We start from the raw sequence: 26,378 nt of genomic DNA on the forward strand, positions 1-26,378 counted from the left end.
TTTCTTTTTAACAGATGATTAAAGGAATATTATTTGCAGCAAAATAATCACGATATTCATCTTGTATACCGTCATCGGTAATTATTATATCAAACTCCGAAACTTCTGCAAAATAAGTAGAACGAACTCGTCCAAATTTGGAACTGTCCGCTACCAATATTTTTTGCTGCGCCGAATTTATTACAGCTCTTTTTGTTGGAAGTTCATAATTATTTTCGCAAGTAACACCAAGATCCAAACTGATGCCGCTGGCTGCTATAAATGCTTTTGTTGCTCTGTTTCTGTTAATTAATGTAACAGCCTCCGGACACTCAAACATTTTAGAATTTTCATGAAAATATCCCCCGGCAAAAATAATCGTATTATCCGGTTTATTACATACATGCATAAGTGCAGTAAGAGTATAACACAGAATTGTCAGTTTTAAATTATCCGATATATTACGGGCAATAAAGCCGCACGTAGATCCCGTATCAAGTATTATACTGTCATTATCAGTAATTAAACTCGCCGCTTTTTTCCCGATTCTTTCTTTTTCTTCGGTATGCACTTTTTCTGCAGAGGTTACGGAATAATCATATATGTTATTTTGAATATTTTCTCCATTATATACGACAACACCGTTTACCAAGGACACAATTTTTTTATCTTCAAGAAATGAAATGTATTTTTTTGCTGTCGTGTAAGATATATTAAGATCATTTGCCAACTTATTTAATAAAAGAATTTTCTCTTTTTTTATTAACTCCAGCAAATTTTCTTTCTTATTATCGAATTTGCTCAAAACCGCTCCTCAATACTACATCATAATCATACTGAAAGATAATTTCAAGAATCTCTGTAAAATTTTAAATACGCTTTTATGCTACAAGCAATCGGTAAACCTTATTTACATTACACTATACCGCTTTTAAAGGAAGCAGGGAGTTTTGAATAAGAATTCTCAAAACTCCCTCTTAAAATCTATTTCATTACGGCAAAAGAATTTTTTTCATCATAAAATGTTTTTGCATTCGCTTTATCTATAAGCTTTGTTCCTCCGTCAATATATTCGGGTACGTTCTTTTTATCTTTCAGCATAATGGCCGTTTCAATAGCTTTGCGTCCCAAAACGGCAGGATCATTCATAGCCGTACCGTCATAGCGTCCGTCGATAATCGCTTTAACAGCTTCCATTAGACCATCGACACCCACAACGTATACTTTTTTCTTTGCCTGCTCAAATACTTGTAAACCTCCGAGTGCCATATCGTCATTATGTGCATAAATAAGATCTATGTCCGGATGCGCCTGTATTATATCTTGAGCGGCTTTGACCGCATTTGCGCGAATATAATTACAATAAGGCGATTGTATAACCGTTATGTTTTCTTTATCAACAACAGAATGAAAACCGTCTCGACGAGCCATCATAACCGAGCCGCCGGCATCTCCTTGCAATTCCAATATTTTCCCTTTTGCTTTACCTTTGCCGCCCAACAGTTTTACTGCCAATTCACCGGCCAGCTTTCCCATTGCTTGATTATCTCTTCCGATAAAACAATCAACTTTATCGTTTACAGGTCTATCAACTGTAATAACGGGAATGCCGGCTTTTCTGGCTCTTTCCAAAGCCGGTTTTACACCATCGGGATCAACCGGATTAATAATTAATGCACTGACGCCTCGGTTTATTAAGTCCAAAATATCATTATTTTGTTTTTGGATATTATTTTGTGCATCCAAATAGATAAAATCGATATTATTTGCAGCGGCAGATGCTTTTGCTTCATCCATCAATGCTACATAAAAAGGCGAATCCAAAATACATTGAGAAAAACCGATGGATTCTTTTTTACCAGCTCCAAAGATTGACATCATAATCAGTACAGCAAACAACAAAATCATACATTTCTTTTTCATATAATCCTCCAAAAATATTTTCCGACTTTTTATAAAACCATACGATTTTATACGTTTACATTTCGCCTCCTAGTTTTAAAATTTTTGCAACCTTTCCACTATAATAAGTGTGAAAGCAAGATTCTTTTGCAACGCAAAATATCTTGATAAACAGCAACCCTAAGCATTTTTCCAGCTCAGATTTTCTTTCTTGTTATAAAGTTATTTCCAATCAACGCGACAAGAATGATTAATCCTTTCACAATTTGCTGAAAATAAGAAGGAACACCCACAAGATTTAAAATATTGGTAATAATACTTAAGAGAAAAACACCACCGAAAGTACCCCAAACTCCTCCGATTCCTCCTGATAAACTTGCTCCTCCTATAACGGTCGAAGCAATAGCATCGGTTTCTATACCGATTCCCGCGTTCGGTTGTCCGGTAGATAACCATGATGCAAGCATTACGCCGGCAAAAGCGGATAATAAGCCCGAAAAAATATATGCAATAGATTTATTTCTGTTTATCAAAATACCGGATAACCATGCGGCTGTATTATTTCCCCCAATAGCATAAAAACTTCTTCCTAGCGGTGTATATTTTAATAGAAAAGCTGCTATACAGGTTATAACGATCCAAACTATACCGCTGAACGGAATTATATCAAATAAAAATCCGCTACCCAAAAATCTGAAGGAATCACTTAATCCGAAAACGGGTTTTCCGTTTGTTAAAAGTAAAGCAACCCCTCTCAAACTGATCATCATTGCCATAGACGCAATATAATCGGGCAGTTTAAATCGAGTCACAATAGAACCTGTCAAAAAGCCGATAAATGCTCCCAATGCAATTGCGGCACTCATTGATACAAAGGTTGAACACCCCAAATTCTTGGCCAGAATTGAAGAAATCATTCCTGCAAGAGCCACATTCGATCCGACGGAAAGGTCAATTCCTCCCGTTATAATTACAAATGTCATACCTAAGGCAACAATACCTCCGACAGCCGATTGCTGCAATAAATTAAAGAAATTTTGCCATGTTAAAAATCTTGGGCTTAAAATAACGGCAATAAGTACAAAAAATAATAAAAGTATAAAAAGATTATATTTTTTTATAAATTCAAATAGATTAATTTTTTTTATGGCATCCATGTTATATCCTCCCGGTAATTGCACATTCTTGTATTTTTGTCGCATCCAATTCATGGTCATCAAAGGTTTTTACGAGTTTTCCTTCATACATAACACTTATCGCAGAAGCGACCGATAACAATTCGTTCAGTTCAGACGAAACAATAATTATCGTTTTCCCCTTATCTGCAAGATCTTCGAGTATTTCATATATTTCCGCCTTGGCTCCTATATCTATGCCCTGTGTCGGCTCATCAACAAGTAAAAGATTGCACTGCTTTATAAGCCATTTTGAAAGAACAACTTTTTGTTGATTACCTCCTGAGAGTGTAGAAACCTCATTATTAATACCCGGTGTTTTTATTGAAAGTTTTTTTATATATTTTTCAGTTGCTGCATAGATTTTTCCGTATTGAATAACCCCAAATCGTAAAAAATTCTTTATTCCGGCTAACGATGAATTTTCCCACACAGGCAATCCTAAAACAAGTCCTTGTTTTTTTCTGTTTTCAGGAACCAAACCCATTTCTTTTTTTATCGCATTATACGGATTCTTATTATTGATTTTTTTATTTTCATATATTATTTCTCCGGACAAAACCGGGTCGATACCGAAAATTGAATTTAACACTTCCGTTCTCCCCGAACCGACTAAACCATAAATACCATGGATCTCCGATTTTTTAATTTTTAAATTAACTTCCGTAATTGATTTTGTTGTTACATTGCATAATTCCAAAATTGTTTCTGTGGTTTGCTTTTTTTGTTTTCGGAAAAAAGATTTAACTTCATGGCCTATCATTAATCTTACAATTTCTTCTTGCGTTATTTCCTGCATAGATATTGTAGCAATATGATTTCCATCCAAAAGAATTGTCACGGAATCTCCCACATCAAACAATTCTTCAAGCCGATGAGAAATATAAATAATGGTTATCTCTTTTTGTTTTAAGGCTTCGATAATTCGTAATAAAGATGTGTATTCATCCTTGGAAAGGGTTGCAGAAGGTTCGTCCATAACTATTATTTTTGCATCTCTTGCCACAGCCTTAAGTATTTCAACAAGTTGCCTGTGTCCGATTGTCAAATCGCCGGCCAAACTTGCAGGTGAAATAGTAATATTAAATTCTCGTAATAATTCTAATGTTTTATCATTCATTTTTTTCCAGTCGAGGAATTTACCTGTTGTTACATTCGCATAATTATTAAGAAAGATATTTTCTGCTACAGTTAAAGAATCTATAAGAGATAATTCTTGATATATTACTGCAATGCCGGCTTCTATCGCAATTTGAGTATTAAGTACTTCTATTTCTCTATCGTTTAAAAAAATCCGTCCTGCATCGCGTTGATAAGCACCGGATAAAATTTTCATTAATGTAGATTTCCCGGCACCGTTTGCACCAATTAAGCACCTCACTTCTCCGCGCTTTACTGAAAAATCTACATTTGATAGAGCTTTTACCCCTGGGAATGATTTTGAAATACCTTCCATTCTGAGAATTTTATTTTCCATAGGAATCCCTTTTTTCAGCTTTTTCCTGTATTTCTTTCATACAATAGAATATGTATTGGTTAAAAATGTTCTCATATTCAGCAGCACAACAGCTGTCCGGTTCTATGCAGGAAAGCTCTCGTATCATCATTTGTGCAGCACTACTATAGTTTTTATAAATTTTTTCTGAGAGGGCCGATACTAAGGCACAGCCCATCATACCTGCATAAGAGCTTGAGCTGACTAAAGAAATAGGTTTTTGACATATATTGGCAATTATATTAAGCCAAACAGGATCTTTTGTTACACCGCCGCATGCTACAATTTTTTGTATATCTATTCCGCCTTTATATATAGTTTCTATAATATTTTTTGTACCGTATCCGACGGCTTCCATCAGGGCTCTGTATATGTCACCACGTGTATGTCCTAAACGTAATCCTCTGATTTGTCCCGATACATAGGGATTTTTATACGGTGTTCTGTTTCCCTGGAAAAAATCAACTGCAATAAGTCCCCTTGCTCCAATACCCGAACTTTCTGCTTCTTTTGCAAGTTTTTCTATCTCAAGCTTTGAACCGTTAGCTACTAAATCTCTAAACCATTTTATAATGGAACCCGCAGATATTTGACCGCCTTCTATTACATATAAATCATTAATAAGAGCATTATAATAAGGCCCCCAAATTCCCGGCATCTTTATTTCTTTTTTTGAAAAACACAAGTGTACAAAACTGGTGCCAAGTATAGTGGCTAGAGAATTTTCGTTTATAACTCCTAAGCCCAGCATTCCCAAATAAGCGTCTATTCCGCCTTCATAAACGGGAATTCCTTCAGGAAGATTTATTTCTTTTGCAGCCTTTTTTGAAACATACCCGACAATTGAACCGACCGGACAAATTTCAGTTATTATTTTTTGCTGATAATCGGATAACCCTATTGATTCAAAGAAACTTTCTTGCCATCCGCCAAGTTTTGAAACATAATGACCTTTACATGTTGCATTGCATTCGGATGCGATGAGTTTGTCAGTTAAAAGATAATTTATCCAATCAAGCTGCTCTACAAATTTCCAAGTTTTTTCATAAACGGCCGGATTATTTTTTTTCATCCAAAGAACTTTAGGTATTAACCATTCTGCAGAAGTTTCTCCCCCGCAAGATTCCAAAACCTTATGTTTAGTTGCATTAATATTATCTGTTTCTTCTGAAGAACGACAATCCATCCACATTATAGCATTCATTAAAGGTTTTCCTGTTTTATCAACGGGAACAATTGTACTCGATGTAGCACAAATGCAAATAGACGTTATATTGTTTTTTTGATTCTCATTTAATTGTCGACGGGCATTCTTTTGTGCCCGAATGAACGCGGAATACCAATCTGAAGGCTTTTGCTCAACAAAACCGGGTTTTGAATACAATAAAGGATATGCTTCCTCAGCTGCACAAATAAGTGTTCCTTTGTTATCAATAAAACCGACTCTTACGCCTTGTGTACCGAAATCTGCACATAAAAAAATCTTTGAATTATTCATCATATACTCTGACTCTCCCTTTAGAGATTGCAGAACAATAGACACGTTTTAATCCATGTAATAGCCGCCGTTAATGTTGATAGTTTCTCCTGTTATAAATCCGGCTTCATCAGATGCTAAAAAACACATTAAGGACGCCATATCACCTTCGGTTCCAAGCCGGCCTAAGGGTATTTTTGCTGCCATAGCAGCTTTTTTTTCTTCAGTCCAATAACTCATCATTTCAGTCATAACTGCATGGGGAGCTATGCCGTTACATGTTATTCCGTGAGGGCCTAATTGACGTGCAACAGAACGGGTTATCGTTAGAAGCGCCCCTTTCGATGCGCCGTAAACAAAGGTAGTTGAATTATCACCGTTTTTACCTGTAATAGATGAAACATTAATAATGCGTCCGTATTTTTGTTTTTTCATAATAGGTGTTACAGCTCGAATTGCATACAAAACACCTTTAACATTTATATCTAAGGTTTTTTCTATTATTTCATCAGTTGTTTCTTCAATAGCAGCCGTTAACAATAAACCTGCATTGTTAATAAGAATATCTATTTTTTTAAAGGCTTTTACCGTTTCATTTATAAGATTATCGACTTGATTCCGCTTTGATATATCACAAACAACAGGAATAAAACTATATCCTGCGTTTCTAAATTCATCGGCTGTTTTATCTATTGCATTTTGATCTATATCTGTTAATACAATCGAAGCGCCTTCTTCGGCCATTTGTCGTGCAGTTTCTTTTCCCATTCCCCGCGCAGAACCGGTAATAACGGCGACTTTACCTTCAAACCTGTTTTTCATTATTTACCTCCTCTCAATCTATGGTTATTTATTATTCTTTCGTTAAGATTAGGATTCCGGAACTTGTCCCGAGCCGACTTGCTCCTGCGGCTATCATGCGTTCGGCATCAGCTCTTGATCGGATTCCTCCGGATGCTTTTACGCCCAGCTTTGTACCGACCATCATACGCATCAATTTTACATCTTCAACAGTAGCACCTCCTGAACTGAATCCTGTTGAAGTCTTTACAAAATCTGCACCTTCATCAATACATATTTGAATGGCAAGTTTTTTTTCTTCTTCGGTCAATAAACACATTTCCAAAATAACTTTAGTAAGAATCTTCCCGTTACAAATTTTAACAATACTGTGAATATCTTCTGAAGCTTTTTTATACAGTTTTGATTTGAGTGCCCCTATATTAAGCACCATATCAACTTCTTGTGCGCCGTCCTCTATTGCTTTTTTTGTTTCGTATTCTTTTCCAAATGTTGACACGGCTCCAAGAGGAAACCCTACAACAGTACATACTTTTACAAGAGAGTTGGAAAGTTCTTTTGCACATAGTTTAACCCATGTGGAATTCACACAAACGGAATAAAACGAATATTCCTTAGCTTCTGAACAAAGTTTGATAATAGCATCTTCTTTCGCATCGGGTTTTAGTAATGTGTGGTCTATCATCTTTGCAATGGAAGATTTAGTCATAAAACCTCCTAAATAAAATGAATAACAATACTACCAATACATATATATTTAAGCACGGTTTTTTTTATATGTCAAACAAAATTTAAATATTTATTAAATAAAGTGTAGAATATTTAAATTTTTATAAATATTTTATAAAAAACATCAGGTAAATTTATTATTTTTTTGAAAATTATGGAGAAAAAATAGATACTATAAGCGGCTTTTATAGTATTTTTACAATACGGCTTTTCACCGTATTTTTCCGGGGACAATGCGGGCGCAGAGCATAAGCATACTGCCGTCGAGGCCTCTTTTATCAATAATACCGCCCAGAGAAAGATATCCTTTTATTCCGATTCCTGTTGCCAATCCATTTGAAAACGTATAATCCCATGCAAACTGTACCGATGGATAGGCAAAGCGCATGTTTTGCCAAAACCAACGGTTTATAGCCGCTATATTTTCAGGCGGCGCAGATGTATTGATTGCTCGAGCTGCAAAGCGTAAAGAAAGCGATATACCCGTTCCGGCGGAAAAAACGGAATGTCCGGCCGAAAAATTAAAAACAACCGGTATGTCGAGCATTAGGGAGGGAACATAGGCAGCACGCTGTTCGATTTCGGCTGGCAGCGCCCTCTTTTGAACCTTGTCCCATAGATAATAGGATGCAAAATAATTGGCATGCGGAGAAAATGATACGGCCATTTGATTATGTGAATAAAACGGAATATTCCCGCCTGCTCCGATGGTAAAAACTACCGGAGAGGGTGCGCTGTTTTTATCGGTATTTAAAATACCTGCGGCACCGAAGGTAAAAACGAGGGGACTGCTTTGTGCTTTTTGAAGGGTAGAATCGGCGTCTTGCACGATTTTTTCATTTTCTGTACTTGCGATTTCTTTTTTTTCGGCAGAATCTTCATTTGTCACAGGCGGCTGTTGTGTCGGCTGCGGTTCAAGAGCGTTTGCTTCGGCGTATAAAAAGTTTAACCCGTTTACAAAGCGGGTACATAAAAATAAAAAGGCGCAAAATACATACAGTTTTTTCATTCTGCTACTCCTCTTTTTTGTATAAAACTTGCTCCAAATCTACGGCGACAAAGCCGCTTCTTCCCGTCTCAAAAAAAGCGGTTTCTTCCCAAGCTGCAAACAAAGTAGAGCCGGCAATTAAAGCATATGAATATGTATAGCCTGCCGGAAGGCGCGGCAGTTTAAATACGGAAGGTTTTCCTTCGTTCAGGACATGCTTCATCGGTAAAGTGCCTGCAAAACATACTGTTCCGTCTTCGAAAAATGCTGCCGAATAGTGGTCCGCCGTCGTTGCATATGCTTGACGCGGATTCGGGGCGTGTTCACGCTGCACAAAACGGAACGGCGACGGGGAACCGTCGGCACTGTATTCAAGATACCAGGGAACCGACGGAGGAACGGGAGCAAGCAAATCTTTAAGGCGCTCGGGCATAACCGATGTCCGGAGCGGCCGGATTTTTTCACGAAATTCATGTACGCTTATTTCCTCATGTATAAGCTTCGGTTTAAAGCCGGAAGCACCTGTATCCGAACTGATACGGGCTTGTGCAAAGGCGGTAACCGGCTCAACCGTATAAAACGAGTATGCATAAAATTCGGTACGCTGTGCCTCGGTTTCTTTCAAAAGAGCATACCAAATATTGTCTATAAAAAAAAGCTCGCGCAGTTCGGCTTTGACCGGCCAATTAAAATCCCGGCTGTTCAAAAGCGGAATAAAGCCGCGGTTTTCTTTAACGTATTGCACTAAAAAATAATCCGACTTTTCCGTCTGCGGTAACAGTTTTTTTTCGGCAGCGTTTGTTTCGGCTGAAAATCGTGCGGATGCAAAAATACTGTTCGTATATAAATTAAAGACGGGCGTACCGTCGATACAAAATAAAGAACCGCAGGCAGCCGGTGAAAAGATATCAGCATCTTTTACAAGAAATGTTTTTGAAGCAATCCCTTCTTTTTGCAGTCCCGACGCGGCAGGACAAACCAGTAAGCCGAGTTTATTAACCAAAAAGTAACCCGTACCGTCTATAGGAACGGAAGAAGTAATGCGGACGGCTTCAGTCCACGGCTTTTTTTGCACTTTAGGAGCATTGCGGGGCACATCCGTTTCCTTAAAACCGTCTTCCGTAAAATAAAACCAGCGGTGCGTCAGCCCTGTTCCGCCGTTGTTCGCTTGCAAAATGCGTGAATATTCAACGGGAATATCTTGAGCGTTTTTTTTGGAGCAGGAAGCGGTACAAAACATAAGCACAAAAAGACCGCATATAAAAAATGCTTTTTTCATCGCTTACAGTGTACCCTTCACGCAGGCTAAAATCAAGTACCGCAGCAAAGTATGGCTGCAAATCGCTTGTTCCGAGCTATACAAGAATCCGTAAAAAATGATATGTTTAAAGTATCTGTAGTTCGGACAGGGGGACGGTGTGGATAAAAGTCTTGTTGTAATTACCGGCGGATCAAGCGGCATAGGAAAGGCGCTTGCAAAAGAATGCGCTCTAAAAGGTATGGACGTAATTATCGGTGCGAGAAAAAAGGCTGCGCTTGAAAAAACATTGCGGTACTTGACGCCGCTTTGTACCCGAGGAAATACCGTAAACGCATACGAACTTGATGTTTCAAAAGAAAAATCGATTATCCGTTTTATTAAAAACTGCGTTAAAGACGGCCGCGAAATCGATATGCTTATCAATTGTGCGGGCATAGCCGTGTGTAAAGAAATAGAAAAAACGGATTCCGACGAATACAGTGAAACGGTACTTGTCAATTATTTGGGTACTGCATTGACGGTTAAACACGCCCTGCCGTATATAAAAAAGGGTAGTGCGTCGCGTGTTGTAAATGTGTCGTCTATGGCCGGCGTTATGGGCGTTTACGGTTACAGTGCCTACACGCCGTCAAAATATGCGGTTGTCGGATTCAGCGAAGTTTTACGGAACGAACTGATTCCGTACGGGATAAGAGTTTCCCTTGTGCTGCCCGCCGACACCGACACTCCTCAGCTTGCAAACGAAAACCGCACAAAGCCCGATATAACGAAAAAAATCTCGGGAACTATAAAACCCATGACGGCCGAAAAAGCGGCTCAAGCGATAATGAAGGGTATTCAAGGCGGCCGCTTTTTAATTATTCCCGGTTTTACATCCAAGATTGTTTATACTCTTAACCGCATATTTCCCGGCCTTATGTATGCGTATTCAAAACGGGTAATACAAAAGCATAGCAAATAAACATACCATCCCCCTTTGCGTTCTTTGCTTTTGAAGTAAAGAACGGCGGCGCAGCCTTATATGCCGGGCGGTTTTGTCCGTATATGACTTCCGTTGAAGGTTCCTTTTGCAATTTTTTCGGCAATTAAAACGTCGTCAAGCTGCCAGGGGTCGTCGTAGGTGCATATAAGAGCATTGAGTTTCGGCCAATTAAAGAGGCTTACATGTTCGTACACGGTTTGATTACTGTTGTGCGATAGGACAAACAGCCGGTACAAAATAAAAGCCGTAAAACCGCCGCTTTTATCCGCTTTCGTGCCGAACGGATATATACAACCCTGCGGCCGTATATCGGTTTCATCCATGTAAAATAAAAAAGGTGTTACGCGGTTTTTCGGCAAAACAAGCTGTATCTCGCCTTGTCCTTCATGTAAAAGAATATTACGCGCATCGCCTTTTTCGTCAATATAGAAAAGATAAGCAGAATGAACTGACCTGCGCGGAGCGGAATTTTCTTCATTTTGCGTTGTGGATTGAGAGCGGTATTGTTCCGGTATACGCAAGCTGATTTTTTCGTGTGTGCCGAACAGGGGAAGCGTCGATTGTGTACAGCCTGCCGTACACAATACTGTGTACACAAATGCGCACGCAAGGAACAAAAAACGCCTCCGCATAAACGTAAAGATATTCATACCCTATATATAGGCGCAGGTTGTAAAAAAAACAGACTTTTATGCAAAAAAAATAAAAAAATCAGTATTGCATTAAATAACGGTCGATTTCCCATTGACTGACGCGCGTATTGTATTCGCGGCATTCAAGTTTTTTAGCCTTGATGTATTTTTCGCTTATGTGCTGTCCGAGAACATCTAAAACAAAGGTATCTTTTTCGAGCTCCGCCAAAGCTTTTTCCAAAGAATCGGGTAGACTTTCAACGCAGCATTGTTCCCGCTCCGCCTTTGTCATTTTGTATACGTTACCGTTGACCGCTTTGGGAGGTTTAAGATTATTTTTGATTCCTTCAAGTCCTGCGGCCAAAATAACGGCGAGGGCAAGATAGGGATTTGCCGAAGGGTCGGGAGAGCGCAGTTCTATGCGGGTTGAATTACCGCGCGAAGAGGGAATGCGGATAAGCGGGCTTCTGTTTTGTGCCGACCAAGCTATATGTACGGGAGCTTCCTGCCCGGGTACGAGTCGTTTGTAAGAATTTACCAGCGGATTTAATACGGCTGTCATTCCTTTTATGTGCGCCATAATACCGGCCATAAAACTGTAGGCTTCGCAGCTTAACCCGTTACAGTCGTCGGGATTGTAAAATACGTTTGTACCGTTTTTTGACATTGAAAGATTTATATGCATACCGCTTCCGGCAACTCCGAAAACGGGTTTGGGCATAAAAGTTGCGTGAAGACCGTGTTTGCGTGCAATGGTTTTGACGGCAAGTTTAAAAGTCATTACACGGTCGGCCGTTTCGAGCGCTCCGCCGTATTTAAAGTCGATTTCATGCTGTCCGGGAGCGCATTCGTGATGCGAAGCTTCTATTTCAAAGCCCATTTCTTCCAGATTCAATACGATGTCGCGCCGCACATCTTCACCCGGATCTATGGGGCCGATATCGAAATAGCCGGCATCGTCAAAGGTTTTTAGGGTGGGCTTTCCTTTTTTATTTGTGCGGAACAAAAAAAACTCGCATTCGGGCCCGACATTAAAGGTATAGCCCAGGGAAGCTGCCTCATCGAGAACTTTGCGCAGAACACGGCGCGGACAGCCTTCAAAAGGAAGACCTTTTGTTGTATATACATCGCAGATAAGGCGCGCAACACCCTCGGGCGCCGGCCGCCACGGGAAATGCGTGTAACTCGTAATGTCCGGATACAAATACATATCCGATTCTTCAATACGGACAAATCCTTCAATAGACGAGCCGTCGAACATACATTGATTGTTCAGCGCTTTTTCCAATTGGCTGACGGTGATGGCAACATTTTTCAGCGAGCCGAGAATATCGGTAAACTGAAGCCTTATAAAACGGATACGCCGGTCTTTTGCGTGACGGATAATGTCTTGTGCGGTAAGAGAATCCACGATTTTCCCCTTGGGCTTGGATAGCGCATTATATCAAAAGGAAAAACCTCTTGCAAGCGGAAAAATCTTAAAAACCCGACTGCACGACGCTTATATTTGGGATCATTTTATTCTGCTTCTATGTAAATTATTCTGTCTGCTTGTGTAATAATAGTGGAATTCTCGGGGGCAAGGTACGGTTCATTTTTCGAATTGATGTAACCGATGATAACTATGTCGGATTCGATTTGATGCTTTTTCAATTCCTTAAAAGTAACGGAGCCTTTGAAACCGAAATATTCCGGCTTTTCTTCCTTTAAAACGCGTCCCTTTAAATTAAGCAAGTCATACATCATCGGAGAAATATAAGGATGTCTTATGCAATTTACGATTAAATGAGCGTCTATAGTTTCTTTAAAAATGATTTCATCACCCTTTATCTTTTCTTTTATAATTTCGGAATTCTTTTCATTGATTATTTCGGCGATTGTATGTATGTCCGGATTTTCCTGTTCAATATTGTAAACCGTTAAAACGGTTCGCATATCTACATTTTTGACGGTTTCATGTTCTTTTTGTTCCGAAAAAATGACGGCAAGAACTGCTTCCCGTATATTTACTTGTTTCAATACATCGATATCGGAATAATCTCCGTGTACATAAATAATACCGCTAATATCCGGATTCTCGGATTCGGTAACTAACACTATTCTTTTTGAGCAGAATTTTTTATTATTAAGTAACTCTTCTATTACTTTTTTTGATGAATTGGTATAACCGCATAGGACTATATGATCTTTAATATCCAAATAACCTACTTTTCCTTTTTTTATATTTTCCATAATTTCTCCCATCTTTGATGATATAATCGAGATAAAAAAGCTTATAAAGGCAATATTTGCAAATAGCGTAAGAAACGTAAAAAATTTTCCCATAAATGTTTCGGGAGAACTGTCGACCAAACCAATAAGTTCCAACATAAAAATGATATGCGGCCCTAAAGAGGTGTTGGGATTTACTTGGGATTCCGCCCAAAACAGCCCGACGGAGTTTACAATTATTATCAAAAAGGTTCCGCCGAGTAAGGTAAAAAATGAAAAATAAGATTCTTTTAAACTTTTTATCAATATTGAAATATGAGAAAAAAGCCTTTTTAATTTAAATATTCGTAAAAACCTTAAAACTTTAATAAAACGGAAAAATCTGAATGCTCTGAATATCCGTAAAAAACGTATAAGCGGAAAAAGCGCTATTAAATCCAACAAAGCCGAAAATGAAAAAATCCATGAACATTTATGTATTACAGCGTGAAAAAAATTATGTGCTTTTATGTCTTCAATAAAATCCGTTGAAATATAAAACCTGATTATATATTCTATAATAAAAAATACGGTAATGCCGTTTTCAAGTTTAAATATCCATACGGGAATATTTGTATCCTGACGATACAATTGGAACACTGTCAAGAAAACGGATAAAGCGATTATTACTAATATTGTAATATCTACATATATCTGTTTGGAGTTATATCGGCTTTCAAGCCACCAATATAAAAAACCTTTTATGCCCTTTTGTTTTGTTTTCGCAGTTCTATCCACCGGTAAGCAGCCCTTATAGTTGTATTTAAATTATATGTTATTTTATTAAAACACGCAAGTTTTTTTTCTGTAATTGATAACAAGTATAAAAAATAAAAAAAGGTTTTTATTTTTTACAAGGAATTTTCGGGGGTGCAAGCACTCTTGAAAAAAAAGGTGTAAAGTTTTATAACAAAATAATAACACGCACAAAGCTATACCTGTAAAATAGGCTAAAGGAGTTATGCAATGAGAAAAATTAAGGCAAAAGAAATTTCTGCCGAAAACTTCGGTTTATATGGAAGTTTTACGGATCTTCTTAATCCGCATGGTTACTGTTTGGGCGATTTTTATCCGGACAGACTGCTTGAGCCGGCTAAAACGACGCTGCCTCTCGCTTTTTCTCCTTTGATAGTTCATAAGCCTAAACAAATGCTTATTCATGTGGTCGAGTATCACAATTACACCGGAGAGATTTTTTTGCCTTTGGATACCGATGTGGTTATCCATGTCGCCCCTGCGAGTAATGTTTTAGTTCCCGAAAAAACCGAAGCATTTATTGTCCGAAAAGGAACAATTGTGCGTTTTAATACGGGTGTGTATCATTATGCTCCCTTTTCCATCGAAAAAGATGAAGGCCGTGTTTTAATTGTGCTGCCCGAACGCACCTATATGAATGATTGCTGTGTCTTTGAGTATGAAGAAAAAGACCGTATGGAGATTGTTCTGTAAAAATAAAAAGAGTAAAAAGGTATGGAAAACGTGCAGGCAAATATGACAAAGTCAATCTTGTCTTTTTTTATGATTACTGCCTTATAATAAGGAATATGCTTACCTGGGCATTTCCTTTGTGCCAAACCGCACTATTTTCAACAATATGTCAATAAACGCTTGACCTTTTGCCGGTTTTGAGGTATATTTAAAACAGATGCACGTCTGAGAGCCGTATTCGGAATTTTCCTGAAAAGCAGAGTTTTGAAAAAATCGGGTTAGTGTTATAACACAATCATTGTGTTAAAGGCTGTTTGAAAAAGTGAGCGACTTTTTGGACAAGCCGACTAATAGCCCCCGGTTTTCGGAGTTCCCGCCCCGGATGAGGCGGAGAGGTTACACGGCCGAAAGGACTTGCTTAAAGGAAACGACATATGGAAACCATCTCTTTTGAGGACTTGGGTCTTGATGAATTGACCCTTGCCGCCGTGGAAGCCAAGGGCTTTGAATCCCCGACACCCATTCAGATTTTAGCGATTCCGCGTTTATTAAACGGGGACGCCAATGTAATTGCAAAGGCGCGTACCGGAACGGGAAAAACCGCAGCCTTCGGTCTTCCCCTTGTGCAGACAATCCGCGAAGATAAGGGGCGCGTTCAAGCCTTGGTATTAACCCCGACGCGCGAACTTGCCCTGCAAGTGTGTAAAGAAATCGAGTCTTTTACCAAGGGCGGCTTTCCCCGTCTTACGCCCGTGTACGGCGGCCAATTTATGGGTGAGCAGCGGCGCGCATTACGAAACGGCTGCGAAATCGTCGTCGGAACGCCCGGGCGCATAAAAGACCACATCGAGCGCGGGTCTTTAAAACTTGAACACATCGATTACTTTGTTTTGGACGAAGCCGACGAAATGCTCGATATGGGCTTTATCGAAGACATTGAATTTATATTTTCAAAGGCAAACCCCGAAAGCCGCATTTTGCTGTTTTCGGCCACCATGCCGCCTCCTATTTTGAAAATAGCGGCCGCCTTTATGGGCGATTACGAAATCGTCGAAGAAGAAACGGGACCGGAAGAGCCGCTTTTAACCGAGCAAATCTACTGGTTTGTGCGTGAAAGCGAAAAAATCGAAGCCCTTGTGCGGATGATTGATATTTCGCCCGATTTTTACGGTTTGGTGTTTACGCAGACAAAGGCGGATGCCGATTCGGTTTCCAAACTTTTGGATGAGCGCGGCTATGAAGCTGCCGCATTGCACGGGGATATTCCCCAAGCTCAGCGGGAAAAGATTTTATCCCGCTTTCGGTCAAAGAAAACAAGAATCCTCGTTGCAACCGATGTTGCCGCGAGGGGAATTGATATCGAAGGGCTTACTCACGTTGTAAATTACGCGCTGCCTTTTGACGGCCCCACCTACGTTCACCGCATAGGACGTACGGGAAGGGCAGGCGCAAAAGGATTGGCCTTTACATTGGTGAAACCTGAAGAACGGCGCAGACTGGAATTTTTAAAACAGTCCGTGCGAAAGGCGATAAAGGGCGAAATGCGTGAAGCATCCGTTCCTTCCGTCCGTGAAGTGCTGAACGCAAAACGCCTTCGCCTCTTTACCGAATTAAAAGAATCCGAGGCGGTACTGGCCGTTCCTCAAACCCCGGAGGCGTTTCCGCAAGAACGGGAGCAGGCCGTTACCTCTACTGAAGCCGAAATCGCCGGCGAAGACGCATTCGATGCCGCCGATAACGGAAGCGATACTGCCGTTGATAACGGAGGCGACAAAGCAGTGTCCGCCATCAATTTTAAACGATGCCCTGCGGACAGGCTTTTTGCCGCAATGGCGCAGGATTTATGCACAAACCGCAATGCCGAAGATGTGCTTGCCGCCGTTTTGGAAAGCGTGCTGGGTGCCGAATTGGATCCCGAACGCTACGGAACGGTTACGGCGTACAAACCTCCGGCACGGGGAAGTGCGGCACGCGGAACTGCCGCACGCGGGGGTAAATTCTCCGGCGGAAAATCGGTATCCGCAGGTGCGTTCGGCGGACGCTCGGATCAAATACGGCTTTATGTCGGCTTAGGCCGAAAAGACGGCTTTAACGCGCGCGAAATAGCCGAATATTTCAGCGGTTTGTTGAATATTCCGCAGCGTCTGGTTGACCGTATAGACGTAAGTGCCGCCTTTTCCTTGGTGAGCCTGCCCGTACAGGCAGGCCGCGATGCCTTGGAACGCTCCCGCCGAGATAAGACTTTGCCTCATATGCATATCGACGTAAAAGAAGGCGGCTTTGCCGAAGATGACGGTTTTTCAAAAAAAGGCGGTGCTAAAGGTTCTTCGTTTAAACGCGGCAAAAACGCGCCCTTTTACGAAAAAAACGCCGCCTCATTGTATAAAAAGACGCACCGTAAATAATTTGAGTTTAGCCGCTCATATCTTTTCTCAAGAGGCAAAACTCAAGTTAAAACGGGCGGCGCTATGTTAGACACCCGTTTTAAACCTTCGATTTTTAATATACAATCGGCGCAAAATTACTCAGCCAATGTTTGACGGGAACCGTCCAATCGTCTTCGCAGCAGCCTTCCAAAAGAAGGCGCTCGAACATAAAGTGGATGTGGGTACGTACGGCTTTTTTGTCGTCTTCGCTTATGTCCTGCGCATCGCAGAATAAACTGTTGATAATTTCCACCCCCGCAGGTATCGTAAAACTTCCTTTTAGTAAAGAAAGCATCATATACAAGGCTGCGGGAATACAGTTTACACTGTGTTGTTTTATATATAAAACGCTTTCGATAATTTTACGCGCCCCTTCGCGCAATTCTTCGCCGTATACTCTGCATTCCTCTTCGCTGAAGCCAAGTTCCTTAAAAGCCTGTTCGTAATATGTACGTGTAAGAACAACAACCGCTACGTGCAAACTCGGTATGCACAATAAATGCGGATCCAAACGGTGAATCATGCGGAATGCTCTGTCTTTTTTATATGCGGGGCGTATTGTTGTAGTCATGCGGAAGCGGTATATAAAAGCCGCCTCGGCATAGGCCGTTTCAATTAAACGGATATATTGCGTACAATAGGGCAGGGCCTTTTTTATGCCAACCCGTTTAAACAAGAGGGTCATGGGCCGTATCCAAAAGTCGGTAAAATCCAAATACGTATGCACCTTTGACGGATCAAAGGGAATTATCTTGTCCAAGGGGTGATCTATGCGGATAATCGGTATTTTCTTAAACCCGAATTTTACCGAAAACTGAAGTGCAAAAAAGTCCGAAAGTACCGTTTTTAAAAATACATGTAAGGCTTGTGAGCTTTTTTTTCCGAAGGGAATAATACAATAGGGGAGTAAAATACCGAATGATGAAAGAGGCCGTATGGAAGTACTTTTTTCTTTGTTGTGCCGGGCACTGTCGGCCTTTACCATAGCTTTATTGTAGCCGAAAAACGGAGAATGAACAAGAGAAAATAAACATTTTTATTATCTGTTGACATACTTTTAAAAGCTCCGTATACTTCGCCCATGAGTGAAAATAAAATATTTCAATGGACGGATGATTTAAGTATCGGTTTTGAGGAAATAGATTTACATCATAAAAAACTTTTGCTTATTCTTAATAAATTTAAAGATATTTTGATGCTCGGTGAAGCCGAATACAAGATACAAATCGGTAAAATTATAAAAAATCTTTCCGATTATACGGAATATCATTTTGCCGAAGAAGAAAAGTTTATGAAAATCTATGATTATCCCGGTTATGAAGCACATCGGGAGATTCATACTTCTTTTATCAATAAGCTTAAAACGCATTTGCCTATTTTACTTTCAGGAAACCTGCAAAAGGGAGCGGAGTTTTCAAATTTTTTAGGCGATTGGCTTCTTGACCATATTGCGGTGGCGGATCATCAGTGGGCCGACTATATACATTCAAAAAAATGACGGCACCCCCGTTTTCCCCGCTTCTTGCATTTATCCGGTAAATCGGCTAATCTATAAACATCAAGCATTGTCCGAAAACCGAATTTTAGGACAACAGCGCTTTTGCGGTAAATCCGCCTAAGCTTTATTTTTTAACCCCGTACTTTTTATCGCAAGGAGATTTACATGGCATCGCCCTTACAGGAATATCTTACAAAGACGCCCGCAGACAAGCAAAATGCGGCTATGACAGCCTATGTCGCCCAATTACAGCTTACGGCCGAAGTAAACCCGGCTATAGCCGCCTCTGTCGTTAAAGAATTGGAAGCCCAGCGCTCCCATCTAAAACTTATCGCAAGCGAAAACTATTGTTCGCTGAATACTCAGGCGGCAATGGGCAACCTCCTCACCGATAAATACGCGGAAGGTTATCCTGAACACCGCTATTACGGCGGCTGCGACAATGTGGATGCGGTCGAAAGCACTGCCGCCGAAGAAGCCCGCCGCCTTTTCGGTGCCGACCACGCCTATGTACAGCCTCATTCGGGAGCCGATGCAAACCTTGTCGCCTATTGGGCGATTTTAAATCATAAAATCGAAATGCCTTCCCTTGCCGAACTCGGCGAAACCAACGTATCGAATATAAGCGATGAGCAGTGGGCCGCTTTGCGCGAAAAACTCGGCAATCAGCGTTTATTGGGGCTCGACTATTATTCGGGCGGACACTTAACGCACGGCTACCGCCAAAATATTTCGGCGCGCATGTTCAAAACCTATTCGTACACGGTAAACAAAGAAACCGGCCTTTTGGATTACGACGAAATCGAAAAACAGGCGATGGAAATAAAACCGCTTATCCTGCTTGCAGGCTATTCCGCCTATCCGCGCGCGATAAACTTCCGCCGTTTTAGAGAAATCGCCGACAAATGCGGCGCCGTCTTTATGGTCGATATGGCTCACTTTGCGGGCCTTGTTGCGGGAAAGGTATTTACGGGCGATAACGACCCCGTTTCTTGGGCCGACATCGTAACGACGACTACTCACAAAACCCTGCGCGGCCCGCGCGGCGCCCTGATTTTATGCAAGGCCGAGTTTGCCGAGGCTGTAAACAAGGGCTGTCCCCTCGTTTTGGGAGGCCCGCTTCCCCACATTATGGCGGCAAAGGCAATCGCATTTAAGGAAGCTGCAAGCGATTCATATAAAACCTATGCCCGTAATGTGCGCGATAATGCCCGCGCCTTAGCCGATGCCTGTATAAAACTCGGCATGAAGGTACAAACCGGCGGCACGGATAATCACCTTTTACTTATAGACGTTGCTCCCTACGGTCTTACCGGACGGCAGGCGGAAAACGCATTATTTGAATGCGGCGTTACGCTTAACCGCAATACCCTGCCTTTTGACCCGCAGGGCCCCTGGTGGACAAGCGGTATCAGGGTGGGTACTCCCGCCGTTACAACGTTGGGTATGGGAACTGCCGAAATGAGCGAAATAGCCGCAATTCTCGATGCCGCCTTAAAGGCTTCAAAACCCGGCTTAACCAAAGACGGCAAGCCGACAAAGGGCAAGGTTGTACTCGACAGCACGGCAAAGACCGAAGTGCAAAACCGCGTAGCCGAACTTTTGGGACGCTTTGTCCTCTACCCCGAACTGGATTTGGATTTTTTGAAAAAACATTTTTACATATAGGAGTGAGTAAACATGAAACTTGCGATTACGCTGCAAAACGGGGAAGTGTTTCAGCACTTCGGTCATTCAAAAGCCTTTAAAATATACTCGATTGAAAACAACCGGGTTGTATCTTCCGAAGAGGTTCCGACAAACGGCAGCGGACACGGTGCCTTAGCCGGATTCTTAAAGGAAAAAGGCGTTGAAGCCCTTATTTGCGGCGGTATCGGAAGCGGTGCAAAAACCGCGCTGGCAGAAGCCGGCATTAAAGTATACGGCGGAGTAAGCGGCAATGCCGACAAACGCGCGGCCGAATTCGTATCGGGTACTTTGCAATACAATCCCGATGTAAGCTGTTCGCACCACGAGTCGGAACACAACGGTTCCGGTTCAAGCGGACACAATTGCTCGCACGAACATACCTGTTCAAGCGGCTCTTGTTTGCTTTAAAAATCCCGCATTTTTTCAGCGTTCAAACAAAACCGATTTTTTTCGGTTGTAAGCAAGCCCTCTTTTTGCATTTTACTCAATTCGTTCGACAAAGCGCTTCTGTCCACGCTTAAATAATCGGCAAGTTCCTGCCGGTTAAAGGGTACGCAAAAGGTTCCGCTTCCGCATTGTGCCGCCCGGTGCGATAAATACGACATAAGACGCCCGCGTATCGATTTTGACGATGTATGAAAAATCCTCCGCGACAAATGAAGATTTTTTTGAGCAAAGATAAAAAGCAAATTGCGGATAAGCTTGTTGTGGTAAGAACAGGCACGGGAGCAGACGGTCATCACGCGTTTTGCATTTAAAAACAAGACTTCGCTTTGCTCCGTCGCCGTTACATCCACCATCAAAGCTTCACCTTCGGCAAAGGCATAGGTTTCCGCGCAGGTGTGCCCCGCACCGATTTTATCCAAAACGCTTGTATTTCCCCAAAAATCGGTATTTTCGATGATAACGCTTCCCGACAATACCAGGGCAAAGGATTGAACGATTTTTCCCGCACGGAATACTTTTTCGCCCTTTGCAAACCGTCTTTGTTCAAAGCCCAAACATTCAAGCGCCTTTTTTATTTCATCGGATTCGATACCGGAAAAAAGCCCTGTGTTTGCCAATAATAAAAAATTCATATAATTTTTCCGTTTTGTTGTTATAACAACATCTTTCCCGTTACAACCATAGTATATTAGCCTTGAAACATCAAGGGGACACACCCGAATATAAGGAGACGATTATGGAAAACAAGATGTTCTGCTGGCAATGCCAGGAAACCGCAGGCGGCAAGGGCTGCACCCAATCGGGTGTATGCGGGAAAAAACCCGAAACCGCCGTCTTACAGGATTTGTTGATTTATGTAACAAAAGGACTTTCGGCCGTAACGAGCAAACTGCGCTCCGAGGGTACAAGCGTAGAGCGCGAAATCAACCGATTGGTTACGCAAAATCTTTTTACGACAATTACAAATGCAAACTTCGACGACAGTGCGATTATAAATCGTATTTGTCTTAGCCTCGACACAAAGAAAGCTTTGTTATCCCAAGTAAAAGACAAATCTTCTTTACCCGAAGCCGCACTGTGGAACGGTGAAAAAAATACGTTCGCACAAAAAGCGGCACAAGTCGGCGTTCTTTCTCAGGAAAATGAAGATGTACGCAGTTTGCGGGAATTGATTACCTACGGTTTAAAAGGATTGGCGGCCTATTCAAAACATGCAAACGTGTTATTGCATTACGACGATGAAACCGACGCCTTTATTCAAACCGCTCTTGCAAAAACATTGGATGAAACTTTAAGTGTAAACGACTTAATTGCCTTAACGCTGGAAACGGGAAAATTCGGTGTTGCGGGCATGGCCCTCTTGGATAAGGCAAATACCGAAACCTACGGCAACCCCGAAATCACCAAGGTAAATATCGGCGTCGGTACAAGGCCCGGCATCCTTATTTCCGGTCACGATTTACGCGATATGGAAATGCTTCTTAAACAAACCGAAGGAAGCGGCGTTGACGTCTATACTCACTCGGAAATGCTGCCTGCACACTATTATCCCGCGTTTAAAAAGTATACGCATTTTGTCGGAAACTACGGTAATGCATGGTGGAAGCAAAAAGAAGAGTTTCAAAGCTTTAACGGCCCCATCCTGATGACCACAAACTGTATTGTTCCTCCGAGTGAAAGCTATAAAAACCGCTTATACACGACCGGAACGGCGGGCTTCCCCGGCTGTCCTCATATTGAAGGCGATGTCGGTGAAGAAAAAGATTTTTCACAGATTATAGAACATGCAAAACACTGTAATCCTCCTGAAGAAATTGAAACAGGAGAAATTGTCGGAGGTTTTGCTCATAATCAAGTGTTCGCATTGGCGGATAAAGTTGTAGATGCGGTTAAATCCGGCGCTATTAAAAAATTCATCGTTATGGGCGGCTGCGACGGGCGCGCAAAATCGCGCAATTACTATACCGAATTTGCCGAAAAGCTGCCCCGCGACACGGTTATTTTAACGGCGGGCTGTGCAAAGTACAAATACAACAAATTAAAGCTCGGCAATATCGAAGGCATTCCCCGCGTTTTGGATGCCGGTCAATGCAACGATTCATACTCTTTAGCTTTAATTGCTTTAAAATTAAAAGAAGTGTTCGGCTTGGATGATATCAACAAACTTCCCATCATATACAACATTGCATGGTATGAACAAAAAGCCGTTATCGTATTGCTGGCCCTGCTTTATTTGGGCGTAAAAAACATTCATCTAGGCCCGACCCTGCCGGCATTTCTCAGTCCGAATGTCGCAAAGGTTTTGGTCGAACAATTCGGAATAAGCGGAATCGGCAGCGTCGAAGACGACCTCAAGCTCTTTTTTCCCCAAGAGGAAGATGAGTCAAAAACTACAGAAAAACAAAGCGCAAAAAACGTCGGCGTAAACTCCGATATGCTTATAGGCGATATATTGCGCGCTTTCCCCGATGCCGCATCCGTTTTAACTTCTTTCGGTATGCATTGTTTGGGCTGCCCCTCGGCACAGGCGGAATCTTTAGCCGACGCCTGCATCGTACACGGCCTCGATGCGGACGCAGTGGTAAAGGCACTGAATCGGAAAACGGCGGTATAAACGTATCGGGCTGCCTCAAAGACGGCTTTAAGGCAGCCCCTATAATGGAGTATGTTATGAGTACATTTTTAGGTCCTATTCATTATATGATGTATGACAAGATTCGCCGGCAGGAGGATTTTTGCATATACTTGCTTGAAACGGCGGCATCCGAAAAAATGCGGGAAAAAATCCGCAGCCGCCTTGAAAAATCCTGCGGCCCAAGCGAATGTGAACCTCTGGAACAGGTTATAGATACGGGAAACATTCACGGCTGGATTCAAAAAAGAATTGACAGGGCTGAAAGCAGACTTGCTCTTTCGGTACGTTTATTGACAGAGGAAGCGGGTGTAAGTATGGAGGACTTAAAACAACATGCTTTTACGTTCGGTACCCATAACGCCCTCGAAAAAGGTATAAGCCCCGAAGAAGCTTTTAAAATATATAATACCGTATTTTTGGACGGTATGCCCTGCGACCGCATAAACGAAATTACCGAACAAAGCGGCAGTGCTATTGCGTGGCGCAGAACGCGTTGTGTACACCGGCAGTACTGGGATAATGCCGGAGCGGATATAAACGATTATTATGCACTGCGTTCGGCATGGATACGGGGCATGTTTTCCGGCAGCAATCTGCGTTTTGACGACGACGGAGAACCGTATCGAATTACAAGGAAGGTGAACAATGGACAGCATTGATTTAATGATTGAAGAACATAAAAATATTTTAGCAGTGATTAAGGTTATGCGCACCGTATGCTGCGCGATTCTTGAAGGGAAGCCGATTGACGAAGACGACTTTAGAAACATGATTCATTTTGCCCGAACCTATGCGGATCGTCATCACCACGGAAAAGAAGAAGACATCTTATTTCGCGATATGTCGGAAAAACTGGGAAGCGCCGCACAAACGCTTATCAGGCACGGAATGCTGGTCGAACACGATTTAGGCAGATTTTATATAAGCGAATTGGAAAAAGCCTTAAACCGCTATACACAAAATCCGGACACGGAAACCAAATTGGATATTTTGGCGCGTACGGCACAATGGTCGGATCTTTTGACCCGCCATATCGAAAAAGAAAACGAAGTGGTATACGCTTTTGCGCGGCGCGGTTTAAGCAAGGATGTTTTACAAAAAATAGATGAAGAAGTTCATCTGTTTGAAATAAAAGCGGAACAAGCAGGCATACAAAAAACAAATCTGCACATATTGCGGACTTTGTCGGAAAAATATGCTTGACAATAAATAAACGGAGGTTTTTATGAGTTACGAAAATTGGAAAGACAAAACCGCAGATTTTGAAAAAATCGACGTGCGGCAGCTGCAGGGTAATTTTTTCCCCGGTCTTAAAAAAAAGGCGGAATCCTTAAAGGCGGGAGAAGGCTTGGTTATCATACAGCGCTTTGAACCTCACCCCCTTTATGAGGTGTTTGAAAAAATGGGGTTTGAGTATCATACCGAAGAAATTGCCGAAAATGAATTTCACGCATTTTTTTACCGTACCGAAGTTATAGCCGGTGATGACGACACCGGCCCCTTCCGTCCGATTGCTCTTTTAAATTACCCCCTTATCGATGAGGATTTGGGAAAAATTGCCGTCGATTTTTGGAATGTAACATGGAAAAGCAAAAAGCGCAGCCTTCCCTACGAAATGCGCCTTTTATTATCGCTTACAAATGCGGCGGGAGCCGGACGTATGAGGCAGGCATCGCGTGAATTGATAAAGGCCTATGCATGCGGTGTCGATACGGCCGTTTTTGACGATATATTTGAGCTTTTGGCGTGGAATCAGGGAATCGGTTATTTCAGTTCGGAAATAGGGCCTTCAGCGCTTTTTCAAGCGTATAAGATGATAAAAGCGGGGGAAAAACGCGGCAAAAGCCGTAAAGAAATACTGGACAGCTTAACCGAAAAATTCGGCGAAAAAAATCCCGAAGTCGGGGTGCAATAGCGTAAAAAGAACGTAAAAAAAGGGGCCGGTTCCGTCTGAAAAACCTGTTGCTTTTAGGCGGAAGCGAGCCCCCGATTCGTCCTCAATTAAATCTTTAAAAATCCGGAAATCTCCGGATTAAAAATCGATGGAATACAAATCAGTGGATTAAAAATCGATGGATTACAAATCCCTTTTCCACAAACCGTGAAGGTTGCAGTATTCGTATGCCGCAACGGGTTTATCGTCCGCAGTAAGCGAAAAAACAACTTCGGGTTTGTCACCGGGATTTAAGCATTTGCGCTGAGCGCCCTTTTCGGTTTGCAAGTACACCCACTGAATGAAGTGTTTTTCTTCCATAGGATGAGCAACCGAACCGACGGTTACCTTTACTTCGTTTCCGTTTACTTCAACGACGGGAACGTGTTTTTCCTGAGCCGCGTCCGTGCTTCCGGCAATAAGTTCGGCCATTTTTTCACCGCAGCACACAAGGGGAACTCCGGCGTCATGAACCAGGGCGGCGATATTGCCGCAGTGTTTACAAATAAAAAAACGTACTTTACACATATGAGCCTCCATATATGTAAGTATAACATATGAAAGGCCAAAGGGAAAGTGCGGTTGTCACAGTACATACGCTATACATAAAGAAGGCGTGCAAAAGATTTCAAGCCGGACAGATACTTTCCG

At 41.7% G+C, this 26,378-nt stretch carries 25 protein-coding genes; 10 read left to right on the plus strand and 15 right to left on the minus strand.

Annotation, left to right across the window (positions count from 1 at the left end; all coding sequences use genetic code 11):
- Positions 1–7: 7 nt before the first annotated feature.
- The 9 genes from H0R92_RS09145 to H0R92_RS09185 all read right to left on the minus strand — a co-directional run bounded on the left by H0R92_RS09145 (position 8) and on the right by H0R92_RS09185 (position 9,825).
- A complete protein-coding gene (locus H0R92_RS09145; protein WP_432963554.1) occupies positions 8–784 on the minus strand; it encodes a DeoR/GlpR family DNA-binding transcription regulator in 777 nt (258 codons plus the stop codon).
- Between the two features lie 179 nt (positions 785–963).
- The gene (locus H0R92_RS09150; protein ID WP_432963557.1) at positions 964–1,902 is read right to left on the minus strand and encodes a substrate-binding domain-containing protein; all 939 of its coding nucleotides are present in this window, start codon (positions 1,900–1,902) and stop codon (positions 964–966) included.
- Positions 1,903–2,078: 176 nt separating this feature from the next.
- Positions 2,079–3,038 carry an ABC transporter permease gene (locus H0R92_RS09155; protein ID WP_432963560.1) on the minus strand — a complete coding sequence of 320 codons (960 nt, stop codon included), beginning with the start codon at positions 3,036–3,038 and terminating at the stop codon, positions 2,079–2,081.
- Position 3,039: 1 nt separating this feature from the next.
- Entirely contained in the window at positions 3,040–4,533 is a 1,494-nt protein-coding gene (locus H0R92_RS09160) for a sugar ABC transporter ATP-binding protein (protein ID WP_432963563.1), read from the minus strand.
- Complete coding sequence (locus H0R92_RS09165; RefSeq protein ID WP_432963566.1) at positions 4,523–6,052, minus strand: FGGY-family carbohydrate kinase; 1,530 nt, start codon at positions 6,050–6,052, stop codon at positions 4,523–4,525. Before H0R92_RS09165 ends, H0R92_RS09160 begins: the two co-directional genes overlap by 11 nt.
- A gap of 45 nt (positions 6,053–6,097) precedes the next feature.
- On the minus strand, positions 6,098–6,850 hold the full coding sequence (locus tag H0R92_RS09170) for an SDR family NAD(P)-dependent oxidoreductase (protein ID WP_432963569.1): 753 nt from the start codon (positions 6,848–6,850) through the stop codon (positions 6,098–6,100).
- 31 nt (positions 6,851–6,881) lie between these two features.
- A complete protein-coding gene (gene deoC, locus H0R92_RS09175) occupies positions 6,882–7,538 on the minus strand; it encodes a deoxyribose-phosphate aldolase (protein WP_432963572.1) in 657 nt (218 codons plus the stop codon).
- Positions 7,539–7,769: 231 nt separating this feature from the next.
- A complete protein-coding gene (locus H0R92_RS09180) occupies positions 7,770–8,567 on the minus strand; it encodes a hypothetical protein (protein ID WP_432963575.1) in 798 nt (265 codons plus the stop codon).
- 4 nt (positions 8,568–8,571) lie between these two features.
- Positions 8,572–9,825: a hypothetical protein gene (locus H0R92_RS09185; RefSeq protein ID WP_432963578.1), complete on the minus strand. Its 1,254-nt coding sequence runs from the start codon at positions 9,823–9,825 to the stop codon at positions 8,572–8,574.
- Positions 9,826–9,964: 139 nt separating this feature from the next.
- Here H0R92_RS09185 and H0R92_RS09190 point away from each other — a divergent pair, with 139 nt between their 5' ends.
- Complete coding sequence (locus tag H0R92_RS09190; protein ID WP_432963580.1) at positions 9,965–10,768, plus strand: SDR family oxidoreductase; 804 nt, start codon at positions 9,965–9,967, stop codon at positions 10,766–10,768.
- A 56-nt stretch (positions 10,769–10,824) separates the two neighbouring features.
- Here the strand turns inward: H0R92_RS09190 and H0R92_RS09195 are convergent, their stop codons facing one another.
- The 3 genes from H0R92_RS09195 to H0R92_RS09205 all read right to left on the minus strand — a co-directional run bounded on the left by H0R92_RS09195 (position 10,825) and on the right by H0R92_RS09205 (position 14,409).
- Positions 10,825–11,439 carry a hypothetical protein gene (locus tag H0R92_RS09195; protein WP_432963583.1) on the minus strand — a complete coding sequence of 205 codons (615 nt, stop codon included), beginning with the start codon at positions 11,437–11,439 and terminating at the stop codon, positions 10,825–10,827.
- A 61-nt stretch (positions 11,440–11,500) separates the two neighbouring features.
- Complete coding sequence (gene glnA / locus H0R92_RS09200; protein ID WP_432963586.1) at positions 11,501–12,832, minus strand: type I glutamate--ammonia ligase; 1,332 nt, start codon at positions 12,830–12,832, stop codon at positions 11,501–11,503.
- 107 nt (positions 12,833–12,939) lie between these two features.
- Positions 12,940–14,409: a TrkA-related ion transporter gene (locus tag H0R92_RS09205; RefSeq protein WP_432963589.1), complete on the minus strand. Its 1,470-nt coding sequence runs from the start codon at positions 14,407–14,409 to the stop codon at positions 12,940–12,942.
- Between the two features lie 228 nt (positions 14,410–14,637).
- On the opposite strand from H0R92_RS09205, the gene H0R92_RS09210 reads away from it, so the two are divergent.
- Positions 14,638–15,120 (plus strand): DUF4867 family protein, encoded by a 483-nt coding sequence (locus H0R92_RS09210; protein WP_432963592.1) that lies wholly within the window; start codon positions 14,638–14,640, stop codon positions 15,118–15,120.
- A 413-nt stretch (positions 15,121–15,533) separates the two neighbouring features.
- Positions 15,534–17,504 (plus strand): DEAD/DEAH box helicase, encoded by a 1,971-nt coding sequence (locus H0R92_RS09215; RefSeq protein WP_432963594.1) that lies wholly within the window; start codon positions 15,534–15,536, stop codon positions 17,502–17,504.
- Positions 17,505–17,598: 94 nt separating this feature from the next.
- On the opposite strand, the gene H0R92_RS09220 is transcribed toward H0R92_RS09215, so the two are convergent.
- Positions 17,599–18,510, minus strand: a complete 912-nt coding sequence (locus tag H0R92_RS09220; RefSeq protein WP_432963597.1) for a hypothetical protein — start codon at positions 18,508–18,510, stop codon at positions 17,599–17,601.
- A gap of 96 nt (positions 18,511–18,606) precedes the next feature.
- On the opposite strand from H0R92_RS09220, the gene H0R92_RS09225 reads away from it, so the two are divergent.
- The 3 genes from H0R92_RS09225 (at position 18,607) to H0R92_RS09235 (ending at position 21,120) form a co-directional block, all read left to right on the plus strand.
- Positions 18,607–19,023 (plus strand): bacteriohemerythrin, encoded by a 417-nt coding sequence (locus H0R92_RS09225; protein WP_432963600.1) that lies wholly within the window; start codon positions 18,607–18,609, stop codon positions 19,021–19,023.
- Positions 19,024–19,188: 165 nt separating this feature from the next.
- Positions 19,189–20,691: a glycine hydroxymethyltransferase gene (locus tag H0R92_RS09230; protein ID WP_432963603.1), complete on the plus strand. Its 1,503-nt coding sequence runs from the start codon at positions 19,189–19,191 to the stop codon at positions 20,689–20,691.
- Between the two features lie 12 nt (positions 20,692–20,703).
- Positions 20,704–21,120 carry a NifB/NifX family molybdenum-iron cluster-binding protein gene (locus H0R92_RS09235; protein ID WP_432963605.1) on the plus strand — a complete coding sequence of 139 codons (417 nt, stop codon included), beginning with the start codon at positions 20,704–20,706 and terminating at the stop codon, positions 21,118–21,120.
- Here the strand turns inward: H0R92_RS09235 and H0R92_RS09240 are convergent.
- A complete protein-coding gene (locus H0R92_RS09240) occupies positions 21,117–21,791 on the minus strand; it encodes a Crp/Fnr family transcriptional regulator (protein ID WP_432963607.1) in 675 nt (224 codons plus the stop codon). The two genes, H0R92_RS09235 and H0R92_RS09240, sit on opposite strands and share 4 nt — an antisense overlap.
- 104 nt (positions 21,792–21,895) lie before the next feature.
- Between H0R92_RS09240 and hcp the strand changes: the two genes are divergently transcribed.
- From hcp to H0R92_RS09260, 4 genes are read left to right on the plus strand one after another with little or no spacing between them, the layout of a single operon-like run.
- Entirely contained in the window at positions 21,896–23,773 is a 1,878-nt protein-coding gene (gene hcp, locus H0R92_RS09245) for a hydroxylamine reductase (protein ID WP_432963610.1), read from the plus strand.
- 56 nt (positions 23,774–23,829) lie between these two features.
- Positions 23,830–24,453: a hypothetical protein gene (locus tag H0R92_RS09250; protein ID WP_432963613.1), complete on the plus strand. Its 624-nt coding sequence runs from the start codon at positions 23,830–23,832 to the stop codon at positions 24,451–24,453.
- Positions 24,440–24,997: a hemerythrin domain-containing protein gene (locus H0R92_RS09255; RefSeq protein ID WP_432963616.1), complete on the plus strand. Its 558-nt coding sequence runs from the start codon at positions 24,440–24,442 to the stop codon at positions 24,995–24,997. Before H0R92_RS09250 ends, H0R92_RS09255 begins: the two co-directional genes overlap by 14 nt.
- 22 nt (positions 24,998–25,019) lie before the next feature.
- Positions 25,020–25,709: a DUF2249 domain-containing protein gene (locus H0R92_RS09260; protein WP_432963619.1), complete on the plus strand. Its 690-nt coding sequence runs from the start codon at positions 25,020–25,022 to the stop codon at positions 25,707–25,709.
- Between the two features lie 162 nt (positions 25,710–25,871).
- Here the strand turns inward: H0R92_RS09260 and H0R92_RS09265 are convergent, their stop codons facing one another.
- Entirely contained in the window at positions 25,872–26,255 is a 384-nt protein-coding gene (locus H0R92_RS09265) for a desulfoferrodoxin (protein WP_432963622.1), read from the minus strand.
- Positions 26,256–26,378: the final 123 nt, after the last annotated feature.

Source organism: Treponema sp. OMZ 840, assembly GCF_050937815.1.
Taxonomy (GTDB): Bacteria; Spirochaetota; Spirochaetia; order Treponematales; family Treponemataceae; genus Treponema_C.

Excerpts from the sequence above, each read along its gene's own strand:
- H0R92_RS09150 (WP_432963557.1), bottom strand. The coding sequence starts at position 1,902 with ATGAAAAAGAAATGTATGATTTTGTTGTTTGCTGTACTGATTATGATG.
- H0R92_RS09155 (WP_432963560.1), bottom strand. The coding sequence starts at position 3,038 with ATGGATGCCATAAAAAAAATTAATCTATTTGAATTTATAAAAAAATAT.
- H0R92_RS09160 (WP_432963563.1), bottom strand. The coding sequence starts at position 4,533 with ATGGAAAATAAAATTCTCAGAATGGAAGGTATTTCAAAATCATTCCCA.
- H0R92_RS09165 (WP_432963566.1), bottom strand. The coding sequence starts at position 6,052 with ATGATGAATAATTCAAAGATTTTTTTATGTGCAGATTTCGGTACACAA.
- H0R92_RS09170 (WP_432963569.1), bottom strand. The coding sequence starts at position 6,850 with ATGAAAAACAGGTTTGAAGGTAAAGTCGCCGTTATTACCGGTTCTGCG.
- deoC (WP_432963572.1), bottom strand. The coding sequence starts at position 7,538 with ATGACTAAATCTTCCATTGCAAAGATGATAGACCACACATTACTAAAA.
- H0R92_RS09180 (WP_432963575.1), bottom strand. The coding sequence starts at position 8,567 with ATGAAAAAACTGTATGTATTTTGCGCCTTTTTATTTTTATGTACCCGC.
- H0R92_RS09185 (WP_432963578.1), bottom strand. The coding sequence starts at position 9,825 with ATGAAAAAAGCATTTTTTATATGCGGTCTTTTTGTGCTTATGTTTTGT.
- H0R92_RS09195 (WP_432963583.1), bottom strand. The coding sequence starts at position 11,439 with ATGAATATCTTTACGTTTATGCGGAGGCGTTTTTTGTTCCTTGCGTGC.
- H0R92_RS09210 (WP_432963592.1), top strand. The coding sequence starts at position 14,638 with ATGAGAAAAATTAAGGCAAAAGAAATTTCTGCCGAAAACTTCGGTTTA.
- H0R92_RS09215 (WP_432963594.1), top strand. The coding sequence starts at position 15,534 with ATGGAAACCATCTCTTTTGAGGACTTGGGTCTTGATGAATTGACCCTT.
- H0R92_RS09220 (WP_432963597.1), bottom strand. The coding sequence starts at position 18,510 with ATGGTAAAGGCCGACAGTGCCCGGCACAACAAAGAAAAAAGTACTTCC.
- H0R92_RS09225 (WP_432963600.1), top strand. The coding sequence starts at position 18,607 with ATGAGTGAAAATAAAATATTTCAATGGACGGATGATTTAAGTATCGGT.
- H0R92_RS09230 (WP_432963603.1), top strand. The coding sequence starts at position 19,189 with ATGGCATCGCCCTTACAGGAATATCTTACAAAGACGCCCGCAGACAAG.
- H0R92_RS09235 (WP_432963605.1), top strand. The coding sequence starts at position 20,704 with ATGAAACTTGCGATTACGCTGCAAAACGGGGAAGTGTTTCAGCACTTC.
- H0R92_RS09240 (WP_432963607.1), bottom strand. The coding sequence starts at position 21,791 with ATGAATTTTTTATTATTGGCAAACACAGGGCTTTTTTCCGGTATCGAA.
- hcp (WP_432963610.1), top strand. The coding sequence starts at position 21,896 with ATGGAAAACAAGATGTTCTGCTGGCAATGCCAGGAAACCGCAGGCGGC.
- H0R92_RS09250 (WP_432963613.1), top strand. The coding sequence starts at position 23,830 with ATGAGTACATTTTTAGGTCCTATTCATTATATGATGTATGACAAGATT.
- H0R92_RS09255 (WP_432963616.1), top strand. The coding sequence starts at position 24,440 with ATGGACAGCATTGATTTAATGATTGAAGAACATAAAAATATTTTAGCA.
- H0R92_RS09260 (WP_432963619.1), top strand. The coding sequence starts at position 25,020 with ATGAGTTACGAAAATTGGAAAGACAAAACCGCAGATTTTGAAAAAATC.
- H0R92_RS09265 (WP_432963622.1), bottom strand. The coding sequence starts at position 26,255 with ATGTGTAAAGTACGTTTTTTTATTTGTAAACACTGCGGCAATATCGCC.